The 24,792-nt window shown below is 70.1% G+C and carries 20 protein-coding genes and 1 tRNA gene; 19 read left to right on the top strand and 2 right to left on the bottom strand.

Features of this window, described 5'->3' with window-relative positions; all coding sequences use genetic code 11:
- Window positions 1-273 precede the first annotated feature (273 nt).
- From OHA11_RS04510 to OHA11_RS04475, 8 genes are all read left to right on the top strand, one after another.
- Window positions 274-1,458 carry a Gfo/Idh/MocA family protein gene (locus OHA11_RS04510; protein WP_266492167.1) on the top strand — a complete coding sequence of 395 codons (1,185 nt, stop codon included), beginning with the start codon at window positions 274-276 and terminating at the stop codon, window positions 1,456-1,458.
- A 286-nt stretch (window positions 1,459-1,744) separates the two neighbouring features.
- Window positions 1,745-2,773: an L-threonine 3-dehydrogenase gene (tdh, locus tag OHA11_RS04505; protein WP_266492166.1), complete on the top strand. Its 1,029-nt coding sequence runs from the start codon at window positions 1,745-1,747 to the stop codon at window positions 2,771-2,773.
- A gap of 9 nt (window positions 2,774-2,782) precedes the next feature.
- Window positions 2,783-3,994, top strand: a complete 1,212-nt coding sequence (locus OHA11_RS04500) for a glycine C-acetyltransferase (protein ID WP_266506939.1) — start codon at window positions 2,783-2,785, stop codon at window positions 3,992-3,994.
- Between the two features lie 146 nt (window positions 3,995-4,140).
- Window positions 4,141-5,046, top strand: coding sequence for a LysR family transcriptional regulator (locus tag OHA11_RS04495; RefSeq protein ID WP_266492164.1), 906 nt, complete (start codon window positions 4,141-4,143; stop codon window positions 5,044-5,046).
- 78 nt (window positions 5,047-5,124) lie between these two features.
- Window positions 5,125-5,727 carry a helix-turn-helix domain-containing protein gene (locus OHA11_RS04490; protein WP_266492163.1) on the top strand — a complete coding sequence of 201 codons (603 nt, stop codon included), beginning with the start codon at window positions 5,125-5,127 and terminating at the stop codon, window positions 5,725-5,727.
- Entirely contained in the window at window positions 5,724-6,275 is a 552-nt protein-coding gene (locus OHA11_RS04485; RefSeq protein ID WP_266492161.1) for a GNAT family N-acetyltransferase, read from the top strand. Before OHA11_RS04490 ends, OHA11_RS04485 begins: the two co-directional genes overlap by 4 nt.
- A gap of 121 nt (window positions 6,276-6,396) precedes the next feature.
- Window positions 6,397-6,756: an MmcQ/YjbR family DNA-binding protein gene (locus tag OHA11_RS04480; RefSeq protein WP_266492159.1), complete on the top strand. Its 360-nt coding sequence runs from the start codon at window positions 6,397-6,399 to the stop codon at window positions 6,754-6,756.
- A gap of 254 nt (window positions 6,757-7,010) precedes the next feature.
- Window positions 7,011-8,216 carry an MFS transporter gene (locus OHA11_RS04475; protein ID WP_266492158.1) on the top strand — a complete coding sequence of 402 codons (1,206 nt, stop codon included), beginning with the start codon at window positions 7,011-7,013 and terminating at the stop codon, window positions 8,214-8,216.
- Between the two features lie 4 nt (window positions 8,217-8,220).
- Here OHA11_RS04475 and OHA11_RS04470 read toward each other — a convergent pair whose 3' ends face one another.
- Together OHA11_RS04470 and OHA11_RS04465 are read right to left on the bottom strand one after the other, a co-directional pair.
- Complete coding sequence (locus OHA11_RS04470) at window positions 8,221-9,135, bottom strand: transketolase family protein (RefSeq protein ID WP_266492156.1); 915 nt, start codon at window positions 9,133-9,135, stop codon at window positions 8,221-8,223.
- Window positions 9,136-9,249: 114 nt separating this feature from the next.
- On the bottom strand, window positions 9,250-9,954 hold the full coding sequence (locus OHA11_RS04465; protein WP_266492155.1) for a transketolase: 705 nt from the start codon (window positions 9,952-9,954) through the stop codon (window positions 9,250-9,252).
- Between the two features lie 140 nt (window positions 9,955-10,094).
- Between OHA11_RS04465 and OHA11_RS04460 the strand changes: the two genes are divergently transcribed.
- The 11 genes from OHA11_RS04460 to OHA11_RS04410 all read left to right on the top strand — a co-directional run bounded on the left by OHA11_RS04460 (window position 10,095) and on the right by OHA11_RS04410 (window position 24,746).
- A tRNA-Pro gene (locus tag OHA11_RS04460) sits at window positions 10,095-10,168 on the top strand.
- Between the two features lie 441 nt (window positions 10,169-10,609).
- Window positions 10,610-11,524, top strand: coding sequence for a S1 family peptidase (locus OHA11_RS04455; protein ID WP_266492154.1), 915 nt, complete (start codon window positions 10,610-10,612; stop codon window positions 11,522-11,524).
- Window positions 11,525-11,751: 227 nt separating this feature from the next.
- Entirely contained in the window at window positions 11,752-12,831 is a 1,080-nt protein-coding gene (locus OHA11_RS04450; protein ID WP_266492151.1) for a metallophosphoesterase, read from the top strand.
- Window positions 12,832-13,099: 268 nt separating this feature from the next.
- Window positions 13,100-13,354 carry a LamG-like jellyroll fold domain-containing protein gene (locus OHA11_RS04445; RefSeq protein WP_266492148.1) on the top strand — a complete coding sequence of 85 codons (255 nt, stop codon included), beginning with the start codon at window positions 13,100-13,102 and terminating at the stop codon, window positions 13,352-13,354.
- A 266-nt stretch (window positions 13,355-13,620) separates the two neighbouring features.
- Window positions 13,621-15,462, top strand: coding sequence for an ABC transporter ATP-binding protein (locus OHA11_RS04440; RefSeq protein ID WP_266492146.1), 1,842 nt, complete (start codon window positions 13,621-13,623; stop codon window positions 15,460-15,462).
- 265 nt (window positions 15,463-15,727) lie between these two features.
- Window positions 15,728-19,102 carry a pyruvate carboxylase gene (locus OHA11_RS04435; RefSeq protein WP_266492144.1) on the top strand — a complete coding sequence of 1,125 codons (3,375 nt, stop codon included), beginning with the start codon at window positions 15,728-15,730 and terminating at the stop codon, window positions 19,100-19,102.
- A gap of 347 nt (window positions 19,103-19,449) precedes the next feature.
- Window positions 19,450-20,571: an ABC transporter substrate-binding protein gene (locus tag OHA11_RS04430; RefSeq protein WP_266492142.1), complete on the top strand. Its 1,122-nt coding sequence runs from the start codon at window positions 19,450-19,452 to the stop codon at window positions 20,569-20,571.
- 99 nt (window positions 20,572-20,670) lie between these two features.
- Window positions 20,671-21,453, top strand: a complete 783-nt coding sequence (locus OHA11_RS04425; RefSeq protein ID WP_323186752.1) for an ABC transporter ATP-binding protein — start codon at window positions 20,671-20,673, stop codon at window positions 21,451-21,453.
- 56 nt (window positions 21,454-21,509) lie between these two features.
- Window positions 21,510-22,289, top strand: coding sequence for an ABC transporter permease (locus OHA11_RS04420; protein ID WP_266492138.1), 780 nt, complete (start codon window positions 21,510-21,512; stop codon window positions 22,287-22,289).
- A 50-nt stretch (window positions 22,290-22,339) separates the two neighbouring features.
- Window positions 22,340-23,818: a dihydroorotase family protein gene (locus tag OHA11_RS04415; RefSeq protein ID WP_266492136.1), complete on the top strand. Its 1,479-nt coding sequence runs from the start codon at window positions 22,340-22,342 to the stop codon at window positions 23,816-23,818.
- Between the two features lie 70 nt (window positions 23,819-23,888).
- The gene (locus OHA11_RS04410) at window positions 23,889-24,746 is read left to right on the top strand and encodes a TylF/MycF/NovP-related O-methyltransferase (protein WP_266492134.1); all 858 of its coding nucleotides are present in this window, start codon (window positions 23,889-23,891) and stop codon (window positions 24,744-24,746) included.
- The last annotated feature ends 46 nt before the right edge of the window (window positions 24,747-24,792 follow it).

Here is a 24,792-nt window from a genome sequence, read left to right as displayed (position 1 = left end):
GTGCGGGTGCGGGTGCGGGTGCGGGTGCGGGTGCGGGTGCCGGGGTGCTGGGCCAGGGTGCCTGCCGCCCGACCGGCGGCGGCCCGCGACCGCGTCCGTCTGCGGCCCCGGTTGCCGGGCCCCGGGCCCTGAGCCCCAGGCGCTCTCGCGGAACGCGCCGCCCGATGGGAAGTTGACCTCGGCAGAGGACGGTCCGGCGGCCTCCTCGGAAGGACGCCTCCGGACTGCCCTCTGCCGGATCCGACTCCTCGTCACCGAACGGGAAGGCACCTCATGACCGACCTGCGTCTCGGCGCCCTCGGCTTCGGCCTGCGCGGTTCGCTCGCCCGCATCGCCCACCGCCCCGGCCGGGGCTCCCGCGTGACCGTCGTCGCCGAACACGACCCGGCACTGCGGGAGCGCGCCGCCGACCGCATCCCCGGCGCCCGAACCGTCGAGGACCACCGCAAGGTCATCGACGCCCCGGACGTCGACGCCGTGCTCGTCCTCACCCCGGACCACACCCACGCCGAGATCGCCTGCGAGGCCCTGCGCGCGGGCAAGCCCGTCTTCGTCGAGAAGCCCCTGGACATCACCATCGAGCGGTGCGACCTCATCCTGCGCACCGCCCACGAGACAGGCACCCGGCTGTACGTGGGCCACAACATGCGCCACATGCCGATGATCCGGCTGATGCGCGACCTCGTGGTGCGCGGCGCCATAGGCACGGTCAAAACGGTGTGGGTACGGCACTTCGTGGGCTACGGAGGCGACTGGTACTTCAAGGACTGGCACGCCGAACGCCGGTGTACCACCAGCCTGTTGCTCCAGAAGGGCGCCCACGACCTCGACGTACTGCACTGGCTCGCGGGCGGGTACACGCGCCAGGTACAGGCGTTCGGCGACCTGATGGTGTACGGCGGCAATCCGCACCGCCGGTCGCCGGGCGAGCCGAAGACCGACGACTGGTACACGGAGGACGGCCACTGGCCCCCGCACACCCAGCGGGCCCTCAACCCGGTGATCGACGTCGAGGACGTGTCGGTCGTCAACATGCGCCTGGACAACGGGGTGTTGGCCGCCTACCAGCAGTGCCACTTCACCCCCGACTACTGGCGCAACTACACGGTCATCGGCGACGCGGGCCGCCTGGAGAACTTCGGGGACGGGCCCGGGGGAGTGGTGAGGGTGTGGAACTCCCGCCGCTCCGGGTACCGGGCCGAGGCGGACGCCGAGTATCCGGTGCCCGACGTGGAAGAAGACGTCGAGCACGGGGGCGCGGACCCGCTGCTGATCGACGAGTTCGTGCGGTTCGCCCGCGAGGGAGGGCGTACCGACACGTCTCCGGTGGCCGCGCGGATGGCGGTGGCGGCGGGATTCCGGGCCACCGAGTCGCTGCGCGGGGGCGGCGTTCCGTACGAGGTGCCACCGCTGGACGCGGAGCTGGTCGCGTACTTCGAGAGGGGCCAGACAGGCTGACGGGGGCGAGGGAATTGGAGAGGCCAGGCACGCCAATGAGTTCCTGGAGTGGGCGGACGGGGAGCGAGGTGTGAAGGAAAGCTGCGGCGGAGCTTAAGAAAACCTCGATGGACCGGAGCGCCGCCGTACGGCAGATTTCTCCGCGTCGGCAGGGGAGCGCCGCAGCCGCTGAGAGGCGCTCCCACATGGCTCCCCCCGCCATGCCCTGCCGTGCGTCACCCCTCACTCCGGGCCAGGGCCTGCTTCGGCATGCCCCGGCCCGGAACCCTCGTACCCGGGAGCCGAGTTGAAGGCGCTGGTCAAGGAGAAGGCTGAACCGGGACTCCGGCTCATGGACGTACCGGAGCCGGTCGTCGGCCCCGGTGACGTGCTGATCAAGGTCCTCAGGACCGGGATATGCGGAACCGACCTGCACATCCGCAGCTGGGACGGCTGGGCGCAGCAGGCGATCAGGACGCCGCTCGTGGTCGGCCACGAGTTCGTGGGAGAGGTCGTGGAGACGGGCCGGGACGTCGGCGACATCGCCGTGGGCGACCGGGTCAGCGGCGAGGGCCACCTCGTCTGCGGGAAGTGCCGCAACTGCCAGGCCGGGCGGCGCCATCTGTGCCGCGCCACGGTGGGGCTCGGCGTCGGCCGCGACGGCGCGTTCGCCGAGTACGTCGCGCTGCCCGCGTCCAACGTGTGGGTGCACCGCGTCCCCGTCGACCTCGACGTCGCCGCGATCTTCGACCCGTTCGGCAACGCCGTGCACACCGCGCTGTCGTTCCCGCTGGTCGGAGAGGACGTACTGATCACCGGCGCGGGTCCCATCGGCCTGATGGCCGCCGCCGTAGCCAAGCACGCCGGCGCCCGGCACGTCGTCGTCACCGACGTCAGCGAAGAGCGCCTGGAACTGGCCCGCAAGGTCGGCGTCAGCCTCGCCCTCAACGTCGCCGAGTCGACCATCACCGACGGGCAGCGCGCGCTCGGGCTCCGCGAGGGCTTCGACGTGGGCTTGGAGATGTCCGGCAACCCCGTCGCGATGCGCGACATGCTGGCCAACATGACGCACGGCGGAAAGATCGCCATGCTCGGACTGCCGTCCGAGGAGTTCGCCGTCGACTGGTCCAGGATCGTCACCTCCATGATCACGATCAAGGGCATCTACGGCCGTGAGATGTTCGAGACGTGGTACGCGATGTCGGTCCTCCTCGAAGGCGGCCTCGACCTCGCCCCCGTGATCACCGGGCGCTACGGCCACCGCGACTACGAAGCGGCGTTCGCCGACGCGGCGAGCGGCCGCGGCGGCAAGGTCATCCTCGACTGGACCCACTAAGGACTGATGATGTTCGACTCCGTACGCGATGACCTCCGCGTCACCCTCGACGAGATCCGCGCCGCCGGACTGCACAAGCCCGAGCGGGTCATCGGCACCCCGCAGTCCGCGACCGTGAGCGTCACCGCGGGCGGCCGCCCCGGTGAGGTCCTCAACTTCTGCGCGAACAACTACCTCGGTCTCGCCGACCACCCCGAGGTCATCGCCGCCGCCCACGAGGCCCTCGACCGCTGGGGCTACGGCATGGCCTCCGTGCGCTTCATCTGCGGTACGCAGGAGGTGCACAAGGAGCTCGAACAGCGCCTCTCAGCCTTCCTCGGCCAAGAGGACACGATCCTCTACTCCTCCTGCTTCGACGCCAACGGCGGAGTCTTCGAAACCCTCCTCGGCGAGGAGGACGCGGTGATCTCCGACGCCCTCAACCACGCGTCGATCATCGACGGCATCCGCCTCTCGAAGGCCCGCCGCCTCCGCTACGCCAACCGCGACCTCGGGGATCTGGAACGGCAGTTGAAGGAGGCCGCGGGCGCCCGTCGCAGGCTCGTCGTCACCGACGGCGTCTTCTCCATGGACGGTTACGTGGCCCCGCTGCGCGAGATCTGCGACCTCGCGGACCGCTACGACGCCATGGTCATGGTCGACGACTCGCACGCCGTCGGCTTCGTCGGTCCCGGCGGTCGCGGCACCCCCGAGCTGCACGGCGTCATGGACCGCGTCGACATCATCACCGGCACCCTCGGCAAGGCACTCGGCGGCGCGTCCGGCGGCTACGTCGCCGCCCGCGCGGAGATCGTCGCCCTGCTGCGCCAGCGCTCACGCCCGTATCTCTTCTCGAACACCCTGGCCCCGGTCATCGCCGCCGCCTCGCTCAAGGTCCTCGACCTGCTGGAGTCGGCGGGCGACCTGCGCGAGCGGCTCGCCGCGAACACCGCGCTGTTCCGGTCCCGGATGACCGAGGAGGGCTTCGACATCCTCCCCGGCGACCACGCCATCGCCCCGGTCATGATCGGTGACGCCGCTGTCGCCGGACGCATGGCGGAGCTGCTCCTGGAGCGTGGTGTGTACGTGATCGGCTTCTCGTACCCCGTGGTACCGCAGGACCGGGCCCGGATCCGCGTACAGCTGTCCGCCGCGCACTCCACGGAGGATGTGAACCGGGCCGTGGACGCCTTCGTGGCGGCGCGGGCGGAGCTGGAGGCGGAATCGAAGGCGGAGGCCTGAGCGCGAACGAGCGGGTGTCTGGGGGCTGATGGTGCACGGCGTGCGCGCCGGTGTGTGAAGGGGTTGTGCGCCGGAGCGCAGTCGCCATCGAGCGCGAGCGGGAGATACGGCAGGGCGAAAAGTGAACCTCTGAGAGAATCGGTCACATGATCGAGGCGCGGCGGCTTCACATCCTCCGTGCGGTGGCGGACCATCGCACGGTGACGGCCGCTGCCGCCGCGCTCTACCTCACGCCCTCCGCGGTCTCGCAGCAGCTGACGGCCCTTGAGCAGGAGACGGGTCATCGCCTGGTGGAGCGCAGCGCCAGGGGCGTGCGTCTGACTCCGGCCGGCGAGATCCTGCTCAGCCACACCAACGCCGTCCTCGCCCAGCTGGAGCGGGCCGAGGCGGAGCTCGCCGCGTACGACTCGGGTTCGGCGGGCACGGTCACCGTCGCCTCCTTCGCGACCGGTATCGGCCTGGTCGTCGCGCCCGCCGTGGCCCGGCTCGCGCGGACGGCGCCCGGCATCCGTCTCCGCGTCCAGGACGCGGAGGGCGACGCGAGCCTGCCGATGGTGCTCGACCGGCAGGTCGACGTTGCGGTCGCCGTCGAGTACCGGGGTGCCCCGGACGCCGACGACCCCCGCCTCGCGCACATCCCGTTGTACGCCGAGCCGTTCGACGCCGTCGTGCCGGTGACCCACCGCCTCGCCGACCGTACGGACGTGCCGCTCGCCGAGCTGGCCAAGGACCCGTGGATCGGCCCGTACCCCGGAAACCCCTGCCACGACGTGGTGGTCCTGGCCTGCGAGCACGCGGGATTCCAGCCCAGGCTGGAGCACTCCTCGGACGACTTCCGAGCGGTCGTCGCGCTCGCTTCGGCGGACGCGGGGGTCGCCCTGGTGCCGCGCTCCGCCCTGCATGGCATGGATCTCGCGGGCGTGGTCGTGCGCCCCGTCGACGGGGTCGCACCCACGCGCCGGGTCTTCGCCGCCGTGCGCCGGGGCGCCGAGGAACATCCACTGATCCGGCCAGTACTGGACGCGCTGGGGGAGGCCGCGCCGGTGGGCTGACCTCGCGGGTTGGCGGGCTGACCTCTCGGGGCGTCGGCAGCGGCGGGTGCGTTTCTTATATGGGATAGCATCCCGAATATGAGACGCGGTGAAAGTGGCGATGCTGACGCGGGTAGCACCGGACCCGACCCCGTCGACGTCCGGCTCGGGATGCGGCTGGCCGAGCTACGGGCCGAACGAGGCTGGTCCTTGGGCGAGTTGGCGGAGCGCAGCGGAGTGAGCCGGTCGACCCTGTCCCGGGCCGAACGCGCGGAGATCAGCCCCACGGCCTCGCTCCTGAACCGCCTGTGCGCCGTCTACGGCCGCTCCATGTCGCAGCTGCTCAGCGAGGTCGAGGCGGCGCCCGCCCTGTTGGTACGGGCCGCCGACCAGGTCGTATGGGAGGACAGGGCCTCCGGTTTCGTACGCCGCTCCGTGTCCCCGCCGCATGCCGGGCTGCGCGGTGAACTCGTCGAGGGGCGGCTCACGCCGGGCGCCGACATCGCATACGACCGGCCGCCCGTGCCCGGTCTCGAACAGCACATCTGGGTGCTCGACGGGCAGCTGGAAGTCACGGCCCAGGACGCCGCTCATCCGCTCGACGCGGGCGACTGTCTGCGGTTGCGGGTGTGGGGGCCGACGCGATTCCGGTGCACCGGCCCCCAGGACGCGCGTTATGCGCTGGCGGTGGTACTGCCATGACCGCCGTCGTGCGGCTGACGGTCGATCGACTGCTCCGATCCGTCGAGGAGTTGGCGGATCTGCTGGCCGACACCGTCAACGGGGGCGCGTCGGTCGGCTTCCTTGCCCCGCTCGATCGCGCCGCCGCCGTCGACTGGTGGCGGGAGCGGGCCGCCGCACTGTCGGAGGGCGGTCTCGCCGTGTGGGCCGCGTACGCGGAGGGCCGGGTCGTCGGCACCGTCAGCCTGGCCTTTCCGGACAAGCCCAACAGCCGGCACCGCGCCGAGGTGGTGAAACTGATGGTGCACCGGGAGGGGCGAGGACGGGGAGTCGGACGTTCGCTGCTCGCGACGGCCGAACGGGCGGCCGTCGAGGCGGGCGTGACCCTACTCAACCTGGACACCGAGACGGACAGCCCGGCCGAGGCCCTCTACCGGTCGGCGGGCTGGACCCGGGCGGGCGTGATACCCGACTATGCGCGGACGCCTGCCGGGGTGCTTCGTCCGACGACGATCTTCTACAAGTACGTGGGGGCGGCCGAGGGTTCGGAGCCGGCTCTCAACGGCTGACCGACTTGTTTGTCAGCAGCTGTCCGAACCTGCTCTCAGTAGCTGACTGAAGCGGCCTCAGCAGCTGACCGAACCTGCTCCAAGCAGGTGATTGTCAGTGGCATTGGCTACCGTGCGTTCCATGCAGGATGCCGAAGACGTACGCCGAATCTGCCTCTCTCTGCCGGACACGACGGAGAAGATCGCCTGGAGCATGCCCACCTTCCGGGTCGCGGAGAAGATGTTCGCCACGCTGCCCGAGGACGAGACCTCCATCGCCGTGCGCTGCCCGAAGGAGGAGCGCGACGAGTTGGTGCTGGCGGAGCCCGGGAAGTTCTGGATCGCCGACCATGAGGCAGGCTTCGCCTGGGTGCGTGTGCGGCTCGCGGCCCTTGAGGACGCGGACGAGTTGCGGGACATCCTCGCGGACTCCTGGCGGCAGGCGGCACCGACCCGACTGCTGGAGTCCTACCCGGAATTGGGTCTTCCGGCTGATGGCTGACACTGACGGCTGAGGGGCGTTGTCAGTGCCGCGTGGCATGCTCCGAAGGCGGGTGGGGAGCTCGGTGCGGAGGGGCGCCGGGGTCCCGTCGAGGGCTCGATCGGTGGGGGAAGGGTATGAGGGGGATGGGCGGGGCCGGGTTCTCCTCGGGCGGGGAGCCGCCGGGGAAAGAGGAAGCGGACGCCGGTGGCCGTGACCTCGGTGGCGGCGGGACGGGTCGCCAGGCAACTGGTGGTGAGACCGGTCGCCGTGATGTGAGCGCGGACGTCGGCACCCGGAAGACCTGGTCGCGGGATTTCGGGCTGTTCTTCACCGCTCGGGCCGTCGCCAAGCTGGGCGACACGATGTTGCCGGTGGCGCCGGCGGCGGGACTGCTGCAGCACGGCTATGGGGTGGGGGCGGTCGGCCTGGCCATGGCCGCGTCGGCCGCCTGCTTCGCGGGTCTGGTGATCTTCGGTGGGGTCTTCGCCGACCGGTTCAGCACACGGCTGCTGATGATCGGCGCCGATGTGGTCCGGCTGGGCACCCAGTCCGTGGCCGCCGCGTTGTTCTTCACCGGCCACGTGGTGCTCTGGCAGATCTGTGTGATCGGCGCGGTCCATGGCGCGGCGACCGCGATCTTCGAGCCCGGCGTCGCCGGCACGGTGCCTCGTCTCGCCACCGATGTCCAGGCGGCCAACGGTGCCATACGGGTCGCCGAGTCCACGGCCCAGCTCGCGGGCCCCGCGCTCGCCGGTCTGCTGGTGGCCTTCGCCTCACCCGGCGGCGTCTTCGCGGCCCACGTCGCGACATACGCCCTGAGCGCCCTGTGCCTCCTGCTGCTCCGGCTGCCTCCGGCCGGCGCCGACGGCAGGGCCCGTGGCAACGGCTTCGGTGCCGATCTCGTCCAGGGCTGGCGGGAGTTCAGATCCCGCACGTGGCTATGGGCCTCCTTCGCCTGCTTCCCGGCCGCCGTCGGAGCGGGCTTCGGAGTGGCGGTGATGGCGGCCGGTGCGGTGACAGCGGGCGCGGGCCTGTCGTTCTGGGGCGTCATGTGGGCGACCAGCGTGCAGACCCAGGTCCCGCCCGATGCCCTCAACCGCATCCACGCCTACGACATCGCCGGCTCCCTGGCGATGATGCCGGTCGGCCAGGCCCTCGCCGGCCAGGCCGCGGAGGCCCTCGGCGCGGACCACGTCCTCCTCGTGGCGGGCGCCATGACCCTCGTCGTGGCGATGGCGCTGCTGTCGGTGCCCGCGATACGGGGGCTGGTACGGGCCGAGGCACCGGCGTCGCTGTCCCACGGGGCGGCGGGGATACGCCGACCCACGGGTGCCGGCGGAGGGAAATTCCAAGGGGCCGGCCGACAGAACAGCCAACAGAACAGCCAACAGAACGGCCAAGGGACCAGCCAAAGGAGCAGCCCAAGGGACAGACAGACGTGCACTGGCACCGGCACTGGCACCGGCGGAAAGAATTGACCCGCTACACGCTGACCCGCGTCCTCCCCAGGAACTCACCGATCCGCTCCCGCAGCGACCCCGCGTCCAATCCGTGCGCGGCTACATGTTCCTCGATCTGTCCGTAGCGGCGCAGTTCGCGGCGGCCGACGCCGAGGCCGAGCACGCGGTGCGGCAGGTCCGTGAGGGCGTCGTTCGCGGCTGCCGTCGACGTGCCGGCCAGGTAGGGCTCGACGAGGACGACATCGGTGCCGGCCGCCTCAGTGGCCCGGCGCAGCGCGGCCGAGTCGAAGGGGCGCACGGTCGTCCCGTACAGCACGGTGACGTCGAGACCCTCGGTGGCGGCGAGTACCTCGTCGAGCATCGGCCCGACCGCGACGACCACCCCGGTCCGCCCCTCGCGGACCGTGCGGAATCGTGCGCCGTCGACGGCCAGGGCCTCGGTGTTCGACTGCACGGACAGTCGTACGTAGACCTTGTCGTCGCCCGCCGCGACGGCGTGCCGCAGCAGCGTCTCGGCCTCGTCCGGGTGGCCCGGGACGTGCACCGTCCAGCCGTCGAGCGTGTCGAGCAGGGCGACGTCGCCGGGTGCCATGTGCGTGTAGCCGCCCGAGGGCCAGTCGAAGGACGCGGCGGCGCTGACCAGTACCGCGCCCGCGTCCTGGTGCCCGAGATCCAGCTTGACCTGTTCGAAGGGCCGCTCGACGAGGAAGCTGGCGAAGGTGTGCACCACGGGCCGCAGCCCGGTCAGCGCAAGCCCCGCTGCCGCCCCGACCAGCAGCTGCTCCCGGATACCGACGTTGATCACGCGGTCCGGATGCCGTTGCAGCGCCTCCTCGAACCCGGCCAGGCCGATCTCGGCGAGGACGACCGCGACGCGCGGATCCTCTTCGAGCAGCCGCGAGACGACGGGGGCGAAGCGGTCACGCATGGTGTCCATCGGGAAATTCCTCCGTGGTGGGACTGGCTGAGACTGAGTTGGATTGGATGAGATTGGGGCGGATTGGTTTGGATTGCGGGGACGGTTCTCGGAGTGGATGTGGGACTGACCGGCTCAGACGTCTTTCGGCTCCACCCGGGCGACGACGACGCGCGGACGTCCCGGGTGAGGCGCGGTGAAGGCGGCGTACAGAGCGTCGTGGTCCCGTCCGTCGACGGTCGCGGTGGACCAGCCCGCGGCCTCGAAGCGTGCGGCGATCCCTCCGGGCAGCGCGTAGTTGGCGGAGGAGTTGTCGATCACGACGGTGTGGAGCCGGTCGAGCCCGGCCGGACCGGCGTACGCGATCGCCTCGTGGTTGCTGCCCTCGTCCAGTTCGGCGTCCCCGACCAGTACCCACACCCGAGGGTCGTGCCGCCCTTGGGCGCGCAGGCCCAGCGTCGTACCGACCGCGATCGGAAGCCCGTGCCCGAGCGAACCGCTGCCGATCTCGGCACCAGGCACGAGCACACGGTCCGGATGATGACCGAGCGGCGAGTCGTACGAGCCGAAACCCGGAAGCCAGTCCACCGGGACGAAGCCCTTCGCGGCGAGCACCGCGTAGTACGCCATTGGCCCGTGCCCCTTGGACAGCAGGAACCGGTCCCGTTCCGGATCGTCCGCCCGCTCCGGCGTCACCCTTAGCACCCGGTCATAAAGCACCCAGAGTGCGTCGAGCGTGGATGTCGCCGCCGGACCGTGCTTCTCGTCGCCGCTCATCAGCCCCATCAGGCCTGGCAGGTCCGCGTATCCGTAGCCGCGTTTCACCGTTGTCGTCGTCATACGGACGATCGTGCGACCTGAAGCAAGGTTGAGGTCAAGCGGTGCTCGTCGGGACAAAAGGAGTGCGCGACCACCGACCCGAGTGCGGTATTCTTTCCGTGCGCGTTCAACCAGGGGAAACCCCAGGTCGCAACGGGCAACGGGACGTGGCGCAGCTTGGTAGCGCACTTGACTGGGGGTCAAGGGGTCGCAGGTTCAAATCCTGTCGTCCCGACAGTGTGAAGGGTCTTCGCAGGCGAGAGCTTGCGGGGGCCCTTTTTTCACGGAAGCCTCACCAGTGCCATTCGCCACCGTGTGTGGCCGCGTTGATGGTGCGTGCGCCTTGCGGCCGGAGATGGCCTACCCGCGTCGGGTGCGGCCCGGGACAATGAGGCGTTGGCCGGCTTCCACCGGGCCTCGTCGGCCACTTCGTGGCCGCATCCCGCAGCAGCCGCGCGCCATCACGTGTCCCCGAAGGGATGTACACCGGGCGCCGGTGTCGGGGGCACGGAGGCGCCCTTCGTCACCGCGAACGCACCAGTATCACGGCACGGAATCTCTGCACGGAATCACGGCATGGAACCCCGGTATGGAACCTCTGCACGGATTCACGGCACGCCCCGAGACCAGTCGGGCGTGGCGGACCTGACCGACCGTCTTCGGGGAGATTTGGGTGATGAGAGCACGCCGTACCACCATCAGACGTTCCCGGCTGATCGCCTCGGTGTTGAGCCTGTTCGTCGTGGCCGCCCTGGCGGTGTCCGGCACCAGCGCGGCCGCGGCGCCCACAGGCGACGCCGCGCCATCCGCCGCCTCGGTGTCCAGCGCCGCCTCGCTGTCCAGCGCGGCCTCGGCCGTCGAAACCCTGGGGATCGCCGGGACGAGCTGGGTCGTGGACGAGCGGACCGGGAAGCTGCGGGTTCTCGCGGACTCCACGGTCGCGGACGCCGACCTGGCCGTACTCCGTCGGGCCACGGGCCGTTTCGCAGGTGCCCTGACCCTCGAACGGGTCGACGGACAGTTGCGCACTCTGCTGTCGGGCGGCGACGGCATCTACGCTTCCGGCTGGCGCTGCACGGCGGGGGTCAACGTGCAGAGCGGTTCCACGTACTACTTCGTCACCGCCGGCCACTGCACCGCCGGTACGTCCACCTGGTATACGAGTTCCGCCATGACCACGGCGGTCGGTCCCACCACCGGTACCAGCTTCCCCGGCAATGACTTCGGTGTCGTCCGGTACTCCAACCTGGCCGTGCCGCACCCCGGCACCATCGGAACCGTCGACGTCACCGGGACCGCGACGGCCTATGTCGGCCAGAGCGTCTGCCATCGGGGATCGACCACCGGTGTCCACTGCGGCAGGGTCACCGCGCTGAACGCGACCGTCAACTACGGGAGCGGAGACGTCGTCTACGGGCTGATCCAGACCAACATCTGTGCCGAGCCCGGCGACAGCGGCGGCCCGCTCTACGCGGGTGACAAGGTCATCGGCATCCTCTCCGGCGGCTCCGGGAACTGCACCTCGGGAGGGACCACCTTCTACCAGCCGATCCAAGAAGTGCTGAACACCTACGGCCTGACCGTCTACTGACGGGCTCCGGGCCGTCGATCAGCGGGTCTGCCGACCACGGCAGGCCCGCTGATCGCGTTCGTGCGGTCGGACGAGCCGTCTCTCCCTGATTCCCGTGAGGCCCGGACGGGGGCGGCTCTGCCAAACGTCGGGCGACCGGCAGCGGACGTTCAACTCCCCGCCACCGCACGGCTGTGGCAGGTGAGCAGCGTACGGCCTGCCAACTGGCCCCGTCCCACGGAGTGTTCATGACTGCGGCAGAACAGCAAAACTCCCTGCAAAGACGCGCGCTGCTGCGAGCCGCGGTCGCCCTGCCCGCGGCCGGCGCGGCGGCCGCCGCCTTCGAGACGTCGGCACAGGCGGCTTCCGCCTCTGCCTCCACCTCCACCTCCGCCCCCAACTCCGCCGCTGCGTCCGCTTCTGCGGCTCACTCCGGCCCCTTCGACCCGGAGAGCCCGCGCTTCGTGCTGGCCGTCCTCCCCGACACGCAGTACCTCTTCGACGCCGACAGTGCCGACCCCGCCCCGCTGCGTGAGACGTTCCGCCACCTCGTCGCCGAGCGGGCCGAGGCGAACATCGCCTTCATGACTCACCTCGGTGACGTCACCGAGCACGGTACCGAGGACGAGATCGCCCGCGCCGCCGACACCTTCCGGACCATCCACGGCAAGGTGCCCTACAGCGTCCTGGCGGGCAACCACGACATCAAGTCCGGGGACGACCAGCGGGGCGACTCCGCGTACCTCGCGGCGTTCGGGCCCGCCCGCTACGCGTCCATGCCGACCTACCGCGGCGCCTCGCCCGACGGATACAACACCTACCACGTGCTGACCGCCGCGAGCCGCGCATGGCTGGTCATCGCCCTCGACTGGCGGGCGTCGGACAGGGGACTGCGATGGGCGCAGGGCATCCTCGACGCGCACCCCACGCTGCCCGCCGTCCTCACCACGCACGACCTCGCCTGGTCGGACGACGACGGCGAGGCCCAACTGTCGGACAACGGCAAGCGCCTGTGGGACGGCCTCATCCGCGGCAACGACCAGATCTTCCTCGCGCTGGGCGGCCACTACTGGCCGCCCGGGCGCACGGTTCTGCGCAACGACGCCGACAACGATGTCCACGTCCACATCACCAACTACCAGGACCGCTACTACGGCGGCGCCGGGATGGTCCGTACGTACGGCTTCGACCTGGCCCGTGGCGTAATCGACGTCGAGACCTTCTCGCCGTGGCTGCTCGCCCGCGATGCCGGGGAGCGGTCGACCCTGGAGGCCGAGAGCATCGACGCTTCGACGGCGGCAAGAACCCGAACCGCGGCGCGATCCTGACGACGGCCGCCCAAGCGGCCCTGAACGGCGAGAAGTTCACCCGCGGCTACACCATCGAGACCTTCATCAGGCTGCCCGAGCCCTTCGAGGGCGACCACGCCTGGATGGGCATTCTCAGCTGGGAAGGGCGCAACTCAGACGCGGGCAAGACCACGGGCTGGTCCCCGCTGGAGCCCACGTGCAGCCTCAACCTCTCGCCCGAGAGGTTCCTCCAGTTCGTGGTCTATCCGCAGCGTCAGGACGCCGACCCACGTCGTGGAGCCACGCGGTGCCCGTGGGCCGCTGGATGCACATCGCCGTCGTCAACGACGGGCGCCGCACGGTGATGTACGTGGACGGCTCGAAGATCGCCCGCAATCCCACGCAGCCGTCCACCGGCATCGCCACCCTCGGCAAGCCCTTCGTCATCGGCGCCACGCAGTTCGACGAACGCTTCGGGCAGGGCTTCTACGGGTGGCTCGGCGACACCCGCATCGTGAACCGGGCTCTGCCCGTACGGGAGTTCCTCACGCCCTTCGCGTGACGCGCGTCCCCATTTCCGAACCCTCACGGCAGTACCGCGGCCGTGAGGGTTCGCGGTGGCGGGGCGGGCGGAGTGCCAGTGCCGTGGCGGTCGTGGCGCGGACGACCCGGCTGAGAAAACGCTTGGACTCCGGGGGAGCCGTCGCGGGACAATTCTGCTTCCTGGCCTGCTCGTACTCACACACAGCCTTCGCCGCGCCTCGCGCGGAGGCTCCGTCGTCGTGCCCCCGCACGGGGCGGGCCGCCACTCAACACCACAGGGTTGGTATGGGATCGCCTGAATCGCGCCCAGTTCCGCGGAGCAGGGGCTCGGTGCTCCTCGCACTCCGCTACTACGGAAGGGAGTTAGCTCGGCTTCGACTGCTGACGGCACCCGCGATGCTGCTGCCCGCCATGGGCAACATCGGCATCAGCTACATCGCGCCGCTGATCGTCGCCAAGCTCGTCGGCCGCATCTCCTCGGACGCCGGTATCACCATGGGGTCGATGCTGCCCTATGTCCTGGGCTTCGCCGGTGTCCTGCTCCTCGCGGAGATACTGTGGCGCATCGGCCTGCACTGCCTGAACCGCCTCGCCGCCCGCGGTATCGAGCACCTGTACGTGATCGGACTGGACGAACTGTTCGCGAAGGACGCCGCGTTCTTCCACGACAACTTCGCCGGGGCGCTGACCAAGCGGGTCCTGAGCTTCGCCTCCCGGTTCGAGGAGTTCGTCGACACGCTGACGTTCCAGGTCGTGGGCAGCCTGGTGCCGCTCATCTTCGGGTCGGTGGTGCTGTGGACCTACGAACCGCTGCTCGTTGTAGGCCTGTTGGCGATGATCGCGCTGACGGCGCTGTTCGTCGTACCCCTCATCCGTCGCCGTCAGTCGCTGGTCGACAACCGCGAGGAGGCGATCGCCCGCGTGGCGGGCCACGTCGCCGACAGCCTGATGAACATGGACACGGTCCGGGCGTTCGCGGCCGAGGAGCGCGAGGCCGCCGAGCACCGGTCCCGTGTCGCGGCCTCGCGGCGGCTCACCCTCAGGTCGTGGGACTACGGCAACCTGCGCATCGACACACTGGTCGCGCCGATGTCCGTACTCACCAACGCGCTGGGCCTGCTGCTCGCGGTCGAGCTCGGCGGGGGCAGGCTCGGCGTGGAGGCGGTCGTGGTCGCCTTCACGTACTACACGAACGCGACGCGGATCATGTTCGAGTTCAACCAGATCTACCGCCGCCTGGAGAGCGCGATGACGGAGGCCGCGCAGTTCACCGATCTGCTGCTGGCGCCGCCGACCGTACTCGACCCGGCGTCGCCGGAGCCGCTCCCCGGGGCCGCTGACGTCCACTTCGAGCAGGTGACCTTCGCCCACGGGGGCGCGGAGCCGCTTTTCGAGGACCTCGACCTGGCCGTGCCCAGCGGGACGAAGATCGGCCTCGTCGGCCGGTCCGGCGGAGGCAAGACCACGCTGACCCGGCTGCTGCTGCGGATGACGGACATCGAGGCCGGCCGGATCCTGATCGGGGGCCAGGACATCAGCAGGCTGCGCCAGGCCGACCTGCGCAGCCTGATCGCGTACGTGCCGCAGGACCCGGCGATGTTCCACCGCACGCTGCGGGAGAACATCGCGTTCGCCCGGCCGGACGCCACCGAGGCCGAGATCCGCCGCGCGGCCGCGGCGGCGCACGTCACGGAGTTCGCCGACGCACTGCCGGACGGCTTCGACACCATGGTGGGCGAGCGGGGCGTGAAGCTGTCCGGCGGTCAGCGCCAGCGGGTCGCTCTCGCGAGGGCCATCCTGCGCGACGCGCCGATCCTGCTGCTCGACGAGGCCACCAGCGCCCTGGACTCCGAGAGCGAGATCCTCGTGCAGGAGGCGCTGTGGCGGCTCATGGAGGGCCGCACGGCGCTCGTGGTGGCGCACCGGCTGAGCACGGTCGCCACCATGGACCGGCTCGTCGTCCTCGACCGCGGACGGATCATCGAGCAGGGCACGCACCAGGAACTCCTCGCGTCCCAGGGCGCGTACGCGAAGCTGTGGCAGCACCAGTCGGGCGGCTTCCTCGACGACAACGCCGTCGACGACAACGCCATCGGCGACAGCCCCGCGCGGGCCGACCTGGTCTGAACGCGAGCCAGGTGCAATGAGCGGCGCCCCGACGCCGCCGCCTGGCCGCATCACCGGGTGACTGCGTAGCCACCTGACTGGGTAGTCGCTTGTCCGCTCAAGAAGTTCATCGGTGGCCTGCGAGGTGACTCGGTGCGCGTCGCGGCCGGGCAGGCGGCTGCTCCGTCGGCCGGAAACCTCCATGTGAGTGGCCCGGCTCACATGGCGCCCCGGAGGCTGGGCAGACACCATGGTGCGCGTCACCGGCAGGCTGAAGGGATCCAGGATGTTCCGCAAGGTGCTGGTCGCCAACCGTGGTGAGATCGCGATTCGCGCGTTTCGCGCCGGCTATGAGCTGGGCGCGAGGACCGTGGCTGTCTTCCCGCACGAGGATCGCAATTCACTGCACCGGTTGAAGGCCGACGAGGCATACGAGATCGGCGTGCCGGGACACCCCGTCCGGGCCTACCTGTCCGTGGAGGAGATCGTCCGCGCGGCGCAGCGGGCGGGAGCGGACGCCGTGTACCCGGGATACGGGTTCCTGTCCGAGAACCCCGACCTGGCGCGGGCCTGCGAGGAGGCCGGCATCACCTTTGTCGGGCCCAGCGCGGACACGCTGGAGCTGACCGGCAACAAGGCGCGTGCGGTCGCCGCCGCCCGCGAGGCCGGCGTACCGGTGCTCGGCTCCTCGGCGCCCTCCACCGACGTGGACGAACTCGTCCGCGCCGCCGAGGACATCGGCTTCCCGGTGTTCGTCAAGGCCGTCGCCGGCGGTGGCGGGCGCGGAATGCGGCGGGTCGAGGAGCCCGCCCTGCTGCGCGAGTCCATCGAGGCCGCGGCCCGCGAGGCCGCGTCCGCGTTCGGCGACTCCACGGTCTTCCTGGAGAAGGCCGTCATCGAACCGCGCCACATCGAGGTGCAGATCCTCGCCGACGGGCAGGGCAACGTCATCCACCTCTTCGAGCGCGACTGCTCGGTGCAGCGCCGCCACCAGAAGGTGATCGAGCTGGCCCCCGCGCCGAACCTCGACCCGGCGCTGCGGATGCGGATGTGCGCCGACGCCGTACGGTTCGCCGAGCGGATCGGCTACCGCAACGCGGGCACCGTGGAGTTCCTGCTCGACCGCGACGGCAACCACGTCTTCATCGAGATGAACCCGCGCATCCAGGTCGAGCACACGGTGACCGAGGAGGTCACCGACGTCGACCTCGTGCAGGCGCAACTGCGCATCGCCTCCGGCGAGACACTGGCCGACCTCGGACTCTCGCAGGAGACGGTCACCCTGCGCGGTGCCGCACTGCAGTGCCGCATCACCACCGAGGACCCGGCCAACGGTTTCCGCCCGGACACCGGCAGGATCAGCTTCTACCGCTCGCCCGGCGGCTCGGGCATCCGGCTGGACGGCGGCACCACCCACGCCGGTACGGAGATCAGCGCGCACTTCGACTCGATGCTGGTCAAACTCACGTGCCGGGGCCGCGACTTCGGGACCGCGATCGGCCGGGCCCGGCGCGCGGTGGCCGAGTTCCGCATCCGCGGCGTGGCCACCAACATCCCCTTCCTGCAAGCCGTGCTGGACGACCCGGACTTCCGGGCCGGGCAGGTCACGACGTCGTTCATCGAGCAGCGGCCGCACCTGCTCACCGCACGTCACTCCGCCGACCGCGGTACCAAGCTGCTCACCTACCTCGCCGACGTCACGGTGAACAAGCCGCACGGCGAACGGCCCGAGCTGATCGACCCGTCCACGAAGATGCCGCCCCTGCCGGCCGGCGAGCCGCCCGCCGGCTCCCGGCAGCGGCTCGTCGAACTCGGCCCCGAGGGCTTCGCCCGATGGCTGCGCGAGTCACCGGCCATCGGCGTCACCGACACCACGTTCCGCGACGCCCACCAGTCGCTGCTCGCCACCCGGGTCCGTACCAAGGACATGCTCGCCGTCGCCCCCGTGGTGGCACGGACGCTGCCCCAGCTGCTGTCCCTGGAGTGCTGGGGCGGCGCCACCTACGACGTCGCGCTCCGCTTCCTCGCCGAGGACCCCTGGGAACGCCTGGCCGCACTCCGCGAGGCCGTGCCGAACATCTGCCTGCAGATGCTGCTGCGCGGCCGCAACACCGTGGGCTACACGCCGTACCCGACCGAGGTGACCGACGCCTTCGTCCAGGAGGCCGCGGCGACCGGCATCGACATCTTCCGGATCTTCGACGCGCTGAACGACGTCGGGCAGATGCGGCCCGCCATCGACGCCGTACGGGAGACGGGAACGGCGATCGCCGAGGTCGCCCTCTGTTACACCGCCGACCTGTCCGACCCGTCCGAGCGGCTCTACACCCTGGACTACTACCTCCGCCTCGCCGAGCAGATCGTCGACGCGGGCGCCCACATCCTCGCCGTCAAGGACATGGCGGGCCTGCTCCGCGCCCCGGCCGCCGCGACCCTCGTATCGGCGCTGCGCCGCGAGTTCGACCTGCCGGTGCACCTGCACACCCATGACACCGCGGGCGGTCAGCTCGCCACCTACCTCGCCGCGATCCAGGCCGGCGCGGACGCGGTCGACGGCGCGGTGGCGTCGATGTCGGGCACCACCTCGCAGCCGTCGCTGTCGGGCATCGTCGCCGCGACCGACTACTCCGAGCGGTCCACCGGGCTGAGCCTCCAGGCCGTGGGCGATCTGGAGCCGTACTGGGAGAGCGTCCGCAAGATCTACGCGCCGTTCGAGGCGGGCCTGGCCTCGCCGACCGGGCGGGTCTACCACCACGAGATCCCCGGCGGGCAGCTCTCCAACCTGCGCACCCAGGCGGTCGCGCTCGGCCTCGGCGACCGCTTCGAGCAGATCGAGGCGATGTACGCCGCCGCCGACCGCATCCTCGGCCGGCTGGTGAAGGTCACCCCTTCGTCGAAGGTCGTCGGTGACCTCGCGCTCCACCTGGTGGGCGCCGACGTGTCGCCGGAGGACTTCGAGGCGACGCCGAACAGGTTCGACATCCCCGACTCCGTCATCGGCTTCCTCCGCGGCGAGCTGGGCAACCCGCCCGGCGGCTGGCCGGAACCCTTCCGCACCAAGGCACTGGAGGGCCGGGCCGCCCCCAAGCCGGTCGAGGAACTGACCACGGACGACCGTACGGGCCTCGCGAAGTCCCCGCGGGCGACGCTCAACCGGCTGCTGTTCCCCGGGCCGACCCGCGAGTACGAGACCCACCGCCAGACCTACGGCGACACCAGCGTCCTGGACAGCAAGGACTTCTTCTACGGGCTGCGTCCCGGGAAGGAGTACGCCGTCGACCTCGAACCGGGCGTACGGCTCCTCATCGAGCTGGAGGCCGTGGGCGAGGCCGACGAACGCGGGATGCGTACGGTGATGTCCACCCTGAACGGCCAGCTGCGGCCCATCCAGGTGCGTGACACCGCCGCCGCCTCCGACGTCCCGGTGACGGAGAAGGCCGACCGTGCCAACCCCGGCCACGTGGCCGCGCCGTTCGCCGGAGTGGTGACGCTCGCGGTCGCCGAGGGGGACGAGGTGGCGGTCGGGGCCACGGTGGCCACCATCGAGGCCATGAAGATGGAAGCCGCGGTCACCGCCTCGAAGGCCGGGCGGGTGTCCCGGCTGGCCATCAACAGGATCCAGCAGGTGGAGGGCGGCGATCTGCTCGTCGAGATCGCCTGACTCTCGCAAGTCCCTGGCTCTCCTGACGGTTCCGGTCGAGGGCATTGAGCGGAGGGTACTGAGCGGAAAGTATTGAGCGGAAAGTATTGAGGGGTTCCGGGGCGGTTGGTCGCTCCGGGACCCCTTCTGCGTTCTTTCGCGATCTGATTCCCTCAGACATGCTTGAGGTCTGCCACCATCCCTGCACGTCCTTGCACGGTCCTGTCCGAGGCGAAGCCGGAGCAGCGAGATGAGAGACGAAGGCGACCACTTACGCGGCACGGGTGCCCCAGTGGGTGTGTGAGCGCTGCTTCGAGTCCCGCCCGACCGACAGCCCTCACCCCACCGGATGGATCGAGGTGCCCAGCATGAAGCGTTCCCTGCGGCTCGGTGTCAGTGCCGCCACCCTTGCCGCCCTCGCGGTGCTCTCCGCCTGCGGAGGCGGGGACTCCTCGTCGCCCTCCGACGGCACGTCAGGTGCCACGGCCAGACTCGAACTCGCCATCCCCTCGGCCGTGTTCGCCCCCAAGGAGGAGGTGGCCACGTACGCGGTGGGAACCGCCGAGGGCTACTTGGCCGAGGAGAAGCTGAAGGTCGACGTGATCAACACCGACGGTTCGGTCGCCGCGGTCCAGGCCGTCGCCTCGGGCAGCGCCGACATCACACCGGCCGACGCGGGAGCCATCCTCGCCGCCCGCGAGAAGGGCGTCCCGGTCAAGGCCATCGGCGGCCTCGTACAGAACTGGCCCTGGCGGATGGCGGTCCAGCCGTTCAACGAGGACATCAGAACCCCTGCCGACCTCAAGGGCAAGAAGATCGGAGTCATCAGCCTCGCCTCCGGCTCGGCCATCTATGCCCGCGCCTACGCGGAGGACGCCGGTCTGGACGCGGCCAAGGACATCGAGCTCCTGCCGGTCGGTGTGGGCGTCCAGGCCCGGTCCGCCCTGGAGCACGGCAAGGTCGACGTGCTCGCGCTGTACACGCAGGCCTACACCACGATCGAGAACACCGGCATCGAGCTGCACTACCTGGACAACTCGGAAGCCTTCGACGGCATCCGCTCCCTGACGTTCGCGGTGACCGAGAAGACCCTGAGGGAGAAGAAGGACGTACTGACGCGCTATCTGCGCGCTTCCTACAAAGCGCTGCTCTTCTCGGCCGTCAACCCCGAGGCCGCCATGCGCGATGGCTACAAGGTCTTCCCGCAGCTGCTGACCGGCAAGAAGGCCGACGACCGCATCGGCGACGACGGCAAGTCCCTCGACGCGTGGATCAAGACCGCCGTCCCCGCCACCGGTGAGCCCGAGAGCTTCAGGAACTGGGGCGCGATCAGCGACGAGGAGTGGACGAAGACGGTCGCCTACACCAAGGCGTCCGGCCAGGTCACCAAGGACGTCAGCCTGCCGGACCTGTGGGACGACGGCCTGCTCAAGGGCGCGAACGACTTCGACTCCGCGGCCGTGATCGAGAAGGCGAAGGCGGCCGAGTAGCGACCGGGACATCCACCACGGCAGGACGGAAGGGAGGGCGGCTGTATGGCCATGAGGAGTCCGGGGCGCCGCCGCCGTCAGGCGGTTCCCGCGCCCGACGTGGACGAGGCCCGCTGGATCGAGGTCGACGGACTGTACAAGACCTACCGGTCCCGCAGGTCCGAGCCGACCCACGCGCTCTCGGACATCGCCTTCACCGTCCGGCGCGGTGAGTTCGTCTCGTTCGTCGGACCCTCCGGGTGCGGCAAGACCACGCTCCTGAAGATCCTCGCCGGGATCGTCCCCAGGAGCGAGGGCACGGTCCGTGTCGCGGGCCGTGACGTGACCGGACCGCTGCCCGAGGTGGGCATGGTCTTCCAGGCGGCCACCCTCCTGCCGTGGCGCACCGTCCTGCGGAACGTGATGGTGCCCGCGGAAGTGCGGAAACTCGACGCCCACGTGTACCGGGAGCGGGCCGAGAGGCTGCTCGCGATGGTCGGCCTCGACGGCTTCGAGGACAAGTACCCCCATGAGCTGAGCGGCGGGATGCAGCAGCGCGCCGGAATCTGCCGCGCGCTGGTGCACGATCCGGCCGTGCTGCTGATGGACGAGCCCTTCGGCGCGCTCGACGCCATGACCCGCGAGTACATGAACGTCGAACTGCTGCGGATCTGGCGGGAGAGCGGCCAGACCATCGTGTTCGTCACCCACTCCATGGCCGAGGCGGTGTTCCTCTCCGACCGGGTGGTGGTCCTCAGTCCCCGGCCCGGCCGCGTCGCCGAGATCGTCGACATCGGCCTCGAACGCCCGCGCGCCCTCAGCGCCATGGCTTCGGACCGTGCCGGGGTCCATGTCGAGCGGATCCGCAAGCACTTCAACACCGCCGGAGTGATCGACAGTTGAGGCCCCTCAGGATCAAGAGACCTCGGCCGAAGAGACCCCGGATCAAGAGACCCCGGGTGGACCTGAGAGAGCGGCCCGAACTGCTGCTCGTTCCCGCCGTCTTCGTGATCGTCGTGCTGGCATGGGAGTTCGCGGTCCCCGCCTTCGGGATCGACGACTATGTGCTGCCGCGCCCCTCCCAGATCCTCGACGCTCTCCGGACACAGCTGGCCGACCCGTTGTTCTGGGGACATCTCAAGGTGACCGTCCTGGAGTCGCTGTACGGCTTCCTTCTCGGCGTGGGCGCGGCACTGGTGCTGGGTACGGCGATCTCGCAGGTGCGCCTGATCGAGCGCACCTTCATGCCGTACGTCGTCGCCTTCCAGACGGTGCCCAAGGTGGCGCTCGCACCGCTGTTCGTCGTGTGGTTCGGCTTCGGCATGACGAGCAAGGTCGTGATGGCGGCGGTGATCTCGTTCTTCCCGGTGCTCGTCAACGTGATCGAGGGGCTGCGCTCGGCCGACGCCGACCGGATCCAGATGCTCACGGTGTTCGGCGCGAGCCGGTTCCAGGTCTTCAGGATGGTGCGGCTGCCGAGCGCGCTCCCCTTCATCTTCGCCGGTCTCGACATCGGGATCGTCTTCTCGATCCTCGGCGCGGTCGTCGGCGAGTTCATCGGCGCCAAGGAGGGCCTGGGCTACCTGCTGCTGCAGACCAACTACAACTTCGACATCGCCGGGATGTTCGCCGTCCTGGTGGTGCTCTCCGTACTGGGCCTGATCGCCCACTTCCTCGTCCGGTTCGCCCAGCGGCGCGTCACCTTCTGGTCCGAGGAGAACCGGGTGATGGGGGCATGACCGCGGACGAGGTGATCGGGGCATGACCCCGGCCGACCCTGGAGGACACCGTGACCGAGTACGACCTCGTCGTGAAGAACGCCCGCGTCGTCACCCACGACCGTGACGGCGCCCGGTCGGCGGACATCGCCGTGGGCGGCGACGGACGGATCGCCGCCGTGGCCCGCGGCCTCGCGGCCGAGGGCGCCCGTCGGGTGGTCGACGCCGACGGCAGGCTGGCCTTCCCCGGCGTCGTCGACGCCCACCAGCACTGGGGGATCTACAACCCGTTGGCCGAGGACGCCGCCACCGAGAGCCGCGCGTGTGCGCAGGGCGGCGTCACCAGCGCGCTGACGTACCTGCGGACCGGCCGGTACTACCTCAACAAGGGCGGTCCGTACGCCGACTTCTTCCCCGAGGTGCTGACAGCCGTCTCCGGTCGCGCCCACATCGACCACGGCTTCCATCTCGCACCGATCTCGCGCGGTCACATCGACGAGATCCCCGATCTGGTCGAGCGGTTCGGCGTCACCTCGTTCAAGGTCTTCATGTTCTACGGCAGCCATGGCCTGCACGGCAGATCGGCCGACCAGAACGCGTTCCTGATGATCCCGGAGGACGAGCGGTACGACTACGCGCACTTCGAGTTCGTCATGCGCGGGGTGCAGGCCGCACGCGAACGGTTCCCCGAACTCGCCGACGAGATCTCGCTCTCCCTGCACTGCGAGACCGCCGAGATCATGACCGCGTACACCAAGCTGGTGGAGGAGGCGGGCGACCTGAGCGGGCTCGCCGCCTACAGCGCCGCCCGGCCGCCGCACTCCGAGGGGCTCGCGGTCGCCATCGCCGCCTACCTGGCGCACGAGACCGGGCTGCCGACGATCAACCTGCTGCACCTGTCGTCCCGCAAGGCGGTCGACGCGGCCGTGCGGATGGCCCGGGCGTTCCCGCACATCGACTTCCGCCGCGAGGTGACCGTCGGCCACCTGCTCGCCGACATCGCCACCGCCCACGGCCTCGGCGGCAAGGTCAACCCGCCGCTGCGGCCCCGCGACGACGTCGAGGCCCTGTGGGAGTACGTGCTCGACGGCACCGTCGACTGGGTCGTCAGCGATCACGCGTGCTGCCGTGAGGAGATGAAGTTCGGCGAGCCCGAGGACGACGTCTTCCTCGCCAGGTCGGGGTTCGGCGGGGCCGAGTACCTCCTCCCCGGCCTGATCACCGAGGGCACCAAGCGTGGGCTGCCCCTGGGCCGGATCGCGGCGCTGACCGCCTGGAACCCGGCCCGGCGCTACGGGCTGCGCACCAAGGGCGCCCTCGCGCCCGGCTTCGACGCTGACATCGCCCTGGTCGACCCGGACCACACCTGGACCGTACGCGCCGCGGAGTCGGAGTCGGAGTCGACCCAGGAGTACACCCCGTTCGAAGGCTTCGAGCTGACCGCGCAGGTCACCGACACCTTCCTCAGAGGCCATCACGTCCTGCGGGCGGGCAAGATCGCCGGCGAGCCCATGGGCACCTATCTGCACCGTCCGACTCGCAGGGCCTGACGCGCAGGATCCGGCTCGCGGGGCCCGACTCGGAAACGCGCGACCCGACGAAGTTGTATACGTTGCCTTCATGGCATGGCGCAAGAATGTCAACGCGACCCTGAGGCGGTTCACCGGCCACGAACTCCGGCGATCGACGCCCACGCTCTCCCCAGGCAGGTCCCTGAACGGGTCCCCGCAAAGGTCTCCACGGCAATCCGCACAACAATCCCCACAGCAATCCCCGCAAGGGGCGGATCCCGCGGCCGGCCCCAAATTCCCCGCCGACTACGACGACTCGGCCAAGGAAATCATCCGGGCCGTGTCTCCCTACACGATGACCTCGCCCGAACGGCTCAACGCCCTGATTCTGGCCGTCCGCCACGTCAGTCGGCACAACATCGCCGGTGACATCGTCGAGTGCGGAGTATGGCGGGGCGGCAGCATGCAGGCAGCCGCCCGCACCCTGCTCAGCGTGGGTGACACCGAGCGGCACCTGTACCTCTTCGACACGTTCGAGGGCATGCCGGAGCCGACCGAAAAGGACCTGCGGCGGGACGGCGAATCCGCCGCGGATCTGCTCGCCAGACAGGACAGGAGCCGACCCATCTGGGCCGTCGCCACGTTGGAAGACGTCAAAGAGGGCTTTCAACAGGTTCCGTATCCCGCGGACCGGGTCCATTTCGTCCCGGGGCTCGTGGAGGAAACCATTCCCGCCGAGGCCCCCGAGCGGATTTCGATTCTGCGGCTGGACACCGACTGGTACGCCTCAACGCGCCATGAACTGGAGCATCTTTACCCGCGGCTGGTCAGCGGCGGCGTTCTCCTTATCGACGACTACGGCTGGTGGCAGGGGTCGAGAAGCGCGGTGGACGAATTCCTGGAGAAGACGGGTGCCCGGCTTCTCCTCCTGCGTATGGACGAAGGCCGCATCGCGGTCAAGCCGTAGGGCCTGTGGAGCGGCCTTGTGTTCCCTTACCGGTGGGTTGTGCCCG

Source organism: Streptomyces sp. NBC_00878, assembly GCF_026341515.1.
In the GTDB taxonomy this organism is placed as follows: Bacteria; Actinomycetota; Actinomycetes; order Streptomycetales; family Streptomycetaceae; genus Streptomyces.
This window is presented reverse-complemented; position numbering and strand designations above follow the sequence as displayed.